General features: G+C 38.1%; 6 protein-coding genes and 1 pseudogene. 1 reads left to right on the forward strand and 6 read right to left on the reverse strand.

Features of this window, described 5'->3' with window-relative positions; all coding sequences use genetic code 11:
* Positions 1–213 (reverse strand): IS66 family insertion sequence element accessory protein TnpA (tnpA, locus tag L4B77_RS18830; protein WP_429752309.1); only part of this gene is annotated, 213 nt, incomplete at its 3' end.
* A gap of 184 nt (positions 214–397) precedes the next feature.
* Here tnpA and L4B77_RS18835 point away from each other — a divergent pair.
* Positions 398–856, forward strand: a pseudogene (locus L4B77_RS18835) (transposase family protein); the annotation flags it as partial.
* Between the two features lie 51 nt (positions 857–907).
* On the opposite strand, the gene L4B77_RS18840 reads toward L4B77_RS18835, so the two are convergent.
* From L4B77_RS18840 to L4B77_RS18860, 5 genes are all read right to left on the reverse strand, one after another.
* Positions 908–3,070, reverse strand: a complete 2,163-nt coding sequence (locus tag L4B77_RS18840; RefSeq protein ID WP_429752311.1) for an acyltransferase family protein — start codon at positions 3,068–3,070, stop codon at positions 908–910.
* A 187-nt stretch (positions 3,071–3,257) separates the two neighbouring features.
* Positions 3,258–4,376, reverse strand: coding sequence for a non-hydrolyzing UDP-N-acetylglucosamine 2-epimerase (gene wecB, locus L4B77_RS18845; RefSeq protein ID WP_429752313.1), 1,119 nt, complete (start codon positions 4,374–4,376; stop codon positions 3,258–3,260).
* 47 nt (positions 4,377–4,423) lie between these two features.
* A complete protein-coding gene (locus L4B77_RS18850) occupies positions 4,424–5,305 on the reverse strand; it encodes a GDP-mannose 4,6-dehydratase (RefSeq protein ID WP_429752315.1) in 882 nt (293 codons plus the stop codon).
* 84 nt (positions 5,306–5,389) lie between these two features.
* Positions 5,390–6,427: a GDP-mannose 4,6-dehydratase gene (gene gmd, locus L4B77_RS18855; protein ID WP_429752317.1), complete on the reverse strand. Its 1,038-nt coding sequence runs from the start codon at positions 6,425–6,427 to the stop codon at positions 5,390–5,392.
* A gap of 18 nt (positions 6,428–6,445) precedes the next feature.
* On the reverse strand, positions 6,446–7,103 hold a 658-nt coding region (locus L4B77_RS18860; RefSeq protein ID WP_429752319.1), incomplete at its 5' end, for a glycosyltransferase.

The following is a 7,103-nucleotide window of genomic DNA, read 5'->3' on the forward strand; positions in this document are numbered from 1 at the left end:
AGCCATCTGGTAGCGAGTCGTTTTTTCGATAACTTCTGCTTTAACAAAGCCACTGATATTGGCTGACTCCGTAGTTTGTAACTGCTGGCGCTTGGCATAAAAAGTAGAAAGACTTAACCCATTACGCTCACAGAAGACCCGTTGTGATAGATGACTGGATTGGTATTGCTCGAACAAGGTTTGCCATTCTTTGTTGGTGCGCCGTTTTGCCATTTCAAATCTCCTTGTAGTTGGAGATTTGATCTTATGGCGGACTGAGGATGATTAGAATGTGGGGTTTATGACGCGCTTACTTGGTTAGTGCGTCGTTTGGCCATTTCAAATCTCCTTTGGGTCGGAGGTTTGATCTTATTATTCGGGCTAGACGATTAGAATGCGGGGTTTATGATGCGCTTACGCTCAAACCATGAATATTGAGAAATCCACGATGGATAAGTGGGCTCGCCAATTACCATGGGAAGACGCTTAAAGCATAACCAATGACGCCTGAGCAAATTGAAATTCGTGAATTAAAAAAGAAGTTAGCTCGTCTTAAAAGGCATAATGAAATATTAAAAAAAGCCACGGCCCTGTTGATGTCGGACTCACTGAACAATTCTTGAGAATCAAAAAACTCAAGCAGAGCCACAGCGTAAGAATACTATGTGAAGTTTTCAATGTTCATTGAAGTAGTTATAACTATTGGCTTAAACGCTCAACGGCAATTAATGCTGAAACAGTAAAACTTCGCAGCTTGGTTAACAAGGCTCACGCTGCAAGCAATGGCTCAGCGGGAGCGAGAACCATTGCAGATATAGCCACAAATCAGGGCGTAGTAAAGCTGAGCCGATACCGATCAACGAAGCTTATGAAAACTACAAGTTAAAATTGGGCATTTAACCTAAATACCCAGTTTATATAGACAATCTTAGTCCCAAACAGACTTCAGAAACCTTGTAAAGTCTGGAAGTAATACTTTATTACCATGAGCACTGAGGTGGTCGCCATCGAAAAATAGAGGCATCCCTTGTTCATCATAAGGTGAACATATCTCCTTGTCACAAAGTAATGGGAAAGGGTTCCATACGAATACATTATCATTCGTTGTCTCCAAGATATGGATACTATCGCGAACAAATTTACTTGTAGACATTAAATAGTCTTTTTCTATGTTAAAGCCTCTTTCACAAATAGGGTTACTTGAGTTGAACCAGTCAGAACACCTGAATGGAGGAATCAAAAATACAGGTTTAGGCTCATCGATTATTACATTAACTCCAATTTCCGATAAAGAAGATATTATGGACTGAGACTCCACTCGTGCTTCTTTAACAGCGGAAAGTTGTTCATTTGAAGTGCTGTAATTAAGAGTAAAATCCTTATCAAACTCCACCCATTGATCGACTAGTCGATAAGCCCTCAAAGAAGCAAAAAAGACAGCATCTCCCGGATTCGATTTCTCTTTGAGATGCGCCATCAAGTGATCTATTTGATGAGTACAGCCAATATCCGTGCCAACAGGGCGCATAATGTTTACCATTGGGCAACCGCCAATTCCAAACATGTGAAGTTCAAAACCCATCTGTTTTGACGCTTCAGCCAACATTGTTGAGTATGCACCAGTGTGAGAATCACCGATTACAAAGAGCTGTTTGTTTGAGAACTCAGAACCCAGTACTGTTTCACCTGCAAAATCATATGCATACCACGTTGATTTATCCCCTGTAAGACTCAGAGTTAATCCATCTTTATTGTTAAATAGTGATAAAGAGATCATGAACGACAGGGCAATGCATGAAATACTAAAACCAACCGTCACAGATGGCTTCCAATTCTTATTTTTATATAACCTGATAACAGGTCGCTCTATTGCGTAATAAGAAAAACTTGCAAGCAAAAAACTCAACGTGATAGCAGTTATTTGTTCGACAGTAGATTCTAGCCCTACTGTCCAGCGCATTGCAGTAAAGACTACCCAATGCCACAAATATAGTGAATAAGAGATCTTACCTATATATCTAAGTACATCTATTCTAAACGCCTTAAAAACAAATCCTTTGTTAGTATCCGTATAAAAGCCATCTATTAGTAATAACGTACCAAACACTGGCAATAAAGCCCAAGGATAAGGAAATGAGCTTTTATCTGAAAGAAAAAAACCAACAAAAACAAGTGCTAGCCCCAAGATTATTTTCAGGTTACTAATAAAAACACTTCTATTATTTTTATTATAGGCATAGTGGTACTTAAATAGAATAGCTCCTACCGCCATCTCCCAAAAGCGAGAAAAGATCAGATAGTATCCCCAGTCACTTTTATTATCACTGACCCAATATGCGAAGTAGAGTGAGATTATAGTCAAAAATGGCAATATTAATTTGGAAACTACCGATATCCCTTTTTTTCCTCGCGATAAAAACCAAAACAAAAACAAAAATGGGAATATAAAATAAAATTGTTCTTCAACACCTAATGACCACGTATGGGTAAATATATTAAAGTCTACCCTTGGCGAAAAGTATCCATCATTAGATAATAGAAGAGCAACATTTGAAAATCCAAAAAAAGCTGCTAAGCCAGTGTTTCTTGTCGCTTCACTTAGCCATGAAGATGGAATAAAAAGTACATGTATGGCACTTGCAACTAGTAAAACAACTAATAGCGCAGGAACTATTCTAACAAATCGCCGTGCATAAAATGATAAAATGAAAGCTTTTACACTCTCTTTCTCATGCTCCATAAGAGACTTACTAATCACGTATCCAGATACGACAAAAAAAACATCGACTCCAGAAAAACCTCCTGGAAGATACATAGGGTTAAGATGATAGAGTACGACGGCTATGACAGCCAACGCTCGAAGGCTATCAATCTCTTTGATGAATTTATTCACAAATGGTTCCATTGCTAGATTTAAATTTGTAAATGATTCTACCGTTTGTTGGGCCCCCGGGGAAGTAATCGCTTCATAAAATCGGCATTCTAATGATTTAGCCCAAATAATTAGATCAAATATCCAACCTAAAGGAAATTTGAAAAGAAGAGAGTTAACAGCTTTGATTAAAGGTGCTGAATCCGTAATCAAAGGCAATAAGGGGGAACTCTCATGCTTAATACTAGTAATCCGATTACGTAATAGCCAACTTTAGCTGACTAATACAGTTTAACTTTAAACAGATAAAATATTTAAATTACAGGCTCGCATCGAGATACAGACTACTTCATCTTGAAGATAAAAGCTGCTTTCCCCAGAAAGCCGCGATGAACCTAAAAATTAATTAAAGATTTGAAAGAATATAGTCACACGCCTTTCCATCTCCATACGGATTATGCACAACAGCCATTTTATTATATTCATCAGGATCCGTAAGTAGCATATTGATGCTAGCTCTTATTTTTGAAACATCAGTACCCACCAATTTGACTGCTCCTGATTCTAGCGCCTCAGGTCGCTCAGTTGTATCTCGCATAACTAACACCGGAACTCCAAGGGAAGGGGCTTCCTCTTGAATACCACCTGAATCAGTCAATATAATATTGGCTCTACTCATTAGATATACAAAAGGTAGGTATTCTTGAGGGGGAATTAGATATACATTAGATATGTTAGACAATATTCTATTAACAGGCTCTCGGACATTGGGATTTAAATGAACTGGATATACTATTTGAATATCTGGGTGGTCATTGGCTACCTTCGAAATAGCTTGACAAATACGCTCAAACCCATCACCGAAACTTTCGCGACGGTGCCCAGTAACTAAAAGTAACTTCCTAGAAGTTTCAACAAATGAAAAATCCACATCAAGTTTTTCTTTCAATTCGGTATTACTATTAATCTTATTTACAGCCATCAACAATGCATCAATAACTGTATTTCCTGTAACATGAATTTTCGATTCTATTACATTTTCACTCAACAAGTTGAGTTTAGACTGCAGTGTTGGTGTAAAGTGTAACTCGGCTAGTACTCCTGTCAAACTACGATTCGCTTCTTCAGGCCAAGGGGAATAAATCTTACCTGTTCTTAAGCCCGCTTCAACATGACCAACATGAATCTTTTCATAGTATGCAGCCAAGCTAGCTGCAAATGTAGTAGCCGTATCACCATGCACTAAAACCATGTCCGGCTGAAACTCTTGAAGTATTGGACGAAGCTCAAGCAGGATACGAGCAGTAATTTCATTAAGTGTCTGCCCATCTCTCATTAAATCTAAGTCATAATCAGGGGTTATCTCAAAAAGATCTAAGACTTGATCTAGCATTTCCCTATGTTGGGCAGTAACACAACACCTTGCTTCAAAACGATCACTATTTAACAATGCATGAACAAGCGGAGCCATTTTTATAGCTTCCGGTCGAGTACCAAAAACCGTTAATATTTTTTTATTTTTCATATAATGACCTATATATAAGGTAAATTAGCTACTACATATTACACTTATTAAGCATTAAACATATCTAATAAAGTTTGTTCCATATTTATTTGAGGTTTAAGATTAGTCAGCTCATATAACTTAGTTCTATCTCCTCCTAACACTTTAATTTCATTGTCTCTAACAAAATTAGGGTTAACTTCTATGTTGATCTTATAACCAGCAATCTTTTCCATCATTGTAATCAAATATTCTAATGAATAAGTATTTCCTGAGCACAAATTAACAATTTCAGATCTAACTGGAGCCTCAAGAAGGCTAGCATATGATCTAGCGATATCGCGTACATCACTAAAATCTCTAGAAACATCAATATTACCTAACTCAATTTTAGACGCGCCTACTTTAAAATGAGATACTATTTTAGGTATCAGAAAATGTTCGGCTTGACCTAAGCCTGTATAGTTAAAAGGACGAGTAAGTATTATAGGAAAATCTTCAAACCAAAGCCTTGTCATATGCTCCATTGCCAATTTACTCATGGCGTAGTGATTCACAGGTTCTGGTAATACTGTTTCTTTTATTTTACTGATCCCAGTAGGGTTACCATAAATGTTAGCACTGCTTGCAAAAATAACTTTTCGTAGAGGTAACCCAAGACTTTTTGCTGCTTCTAGTAGATTGAGAGCACCGAACACATTTACATCATAAAACGCCTTTTGATCCGAGTGACCAACAAAAGATAAGGCAGCTAAATGGATAATGTAATCAGGCCTTACTTTATCTAAGCATCCCAATACTGCCTCTCTATCTGTGAGATCGCATACGACTTCACCTTCGTTAGGATTCGAATAGACTAAGCCCACCACTTGATAACCTTGCGACTCTAACTCCTTCGCAACGTATTTACCTGTAAAACCATTACTGCCTGTTAATAGTACTTTTTTCATGTTCCCCCCAAATAAACTGTAAAAAAATAGTGGTTATCAACGCCTAGTTGAAACCACTACTCTTTAAAATTCGACTAAATTTTATTAAAAAGAAAAGCCTTGCTTATTGCGACGTAAGTCGGCCTCAACCATCATCGAACATAACTCTTCAAGTGTTGTTTTAGGTTCCCAACCCAACTCTTTCTGAGCTTTCTCAGGGTTGCCAATCAACAGATCCACTTCAGCCGGACGATAAAATTTAGGGTTGATTTTAACTACTACATTACCAGTTGCTTTGTCAGAAGCTGTTTCATTCTCTTCTGTGCCGGTCCAATCTAACTCGATGTCAGCAGCCTTGAATGCCATGGTAACAAAATCACGAACAGTCTCTGTGCGATTAGTAGCCAACACATAAGTATCAGGCTTATCAGCTTGCAACATACGCCACATACCTTCAACGTAATCTTTGGCAAAACCCCAGTCGCGCTTCGCATCCATGTTACCAAGCTCAAGCACATCTAACTTACCTAGCTTGATTTTCGCTACAGAGTCAGTGATTTTACGTGTAACGAATTCTTGACCGCGCAACGGTGATTCATGGTTAAACAAAATACCACTAGTAGCAAAAATATCGTATGACTCACGGTAGTTAATCACCATCCAGTGCGCATACAGTTTTGCAACACCGTATGGGCTACGTGGGTAGAATGGCGTAGATTCACGTTGAGGAATTTCTTGTACCTTACCAAACATCTCAGAAGTAGATGCTTGATAAAAACGAATTTTAGGGTTAACAATACGAATTGCTTCTAAAAGGTTAACTGGACCAATACCCGTAATTTCAGCAGTAGTAAGAGGTTGATCAAATGATACCCCAACAAAACTCTGTGCTGCAAGATTATAAACTTCCGTAGCTCCAGATTCTTGAAGTAAGCGAATACTTGAAGACAAATCAGTTAGGTCATACTCAACTAGTTCTAAGTTTGGGTGTTTTTCGATACCTAATTCTTCAATTCTCCAAAAATTAACAGAGCTTGTTCTTCTGTATGTACCGTAGACTTTGTAGCCTTTCTCTAAAAGTAGCTCAGCTAAATAAGCTGCATCTTGACCTGTAATCCCGGTAATAATCGCTGTGGTGGTCATATTTTTTCCTAACTAAGTTTAAAATTCTTCGATGATGGTATTGGCGGTGTCTCGCCACAAGTGAGGCTGGTAATTAGCCTTAATATTTTGATTTAAGGTACGCAGTTTACTTCGATCTGACGTGAGCTCAAGTATTTTTTCAGCCCATTCGTTCGGGGCGTATGGATTCAAACAAACTGTAAGTTCTGGAGCTATTTCCACCATACTGGATGAATTAGATGCCAAGCATGCTTTACCACGCTTAAAGCTCTCAGAAATCGGAAGCCCCCAGCCTTCATACAATGAAGGAAAAACAGTAAACAGAGCAGAATTATAAAGAGCCTCTAATTCGCTGTCTGAAACATCTTTAAGGATTTTCACTTTATCAATGAGTAAGGGATCGTTGTCCAACTGGAAAATCAGATCACCATTCATCCACCCTTCACGTCCTATTAAGTACAACGTTGGTACGATATCCCGACTATGTGTACTCAACATTACCCTATACGCATCTAGAAGCATATTTTGGTTCTTGCGTTTTTCCAACGTGCCGACGCATAAAATGTATTCTTCAGTACTTTCAACAGATTTTGGTAGGTTTTGAACAGATGTTTCAGCTACCTCTTCAAAATCCTCGCCTAGCCTCAGCACTACTTTTCTAAAATTATTATCACCATTATAATGTTCACAAATATCA

Source organism: Vibrio minamisatsumaniensis, assembly GCF_050337445.1.
Classification (GTDB): Bacteria; Pseudomonadota; Gammaproteobacteria; order Enterobacterales; family Vibrionaceae; genus Vibrio; species Vibrio artabrorum.

Bases quoted from the DNA above. Each gene is read 5' to 3' on its own strand.
- wecB (WP_429752313.1), bottom strand. From the start codon at position 4,376: ATGAAAAATAAAAAAATATTAACGGTTTTTGGTACTCGACCGGAAGCT.
- L4B77_RS18850 (WP_429752315.1), bottom strand. From the start codon at position 5,305: ATGAAAAAAGTACTATTAACAGGCAGTAATGGTTTTACAGGTAAATAC.
- gmd (WP_429752317.1), bottom strand. From the start codon at position 6,427: ATGACCACCACAGCGATTATTACCGGGATTACAGGTCAAGATGCAGCT.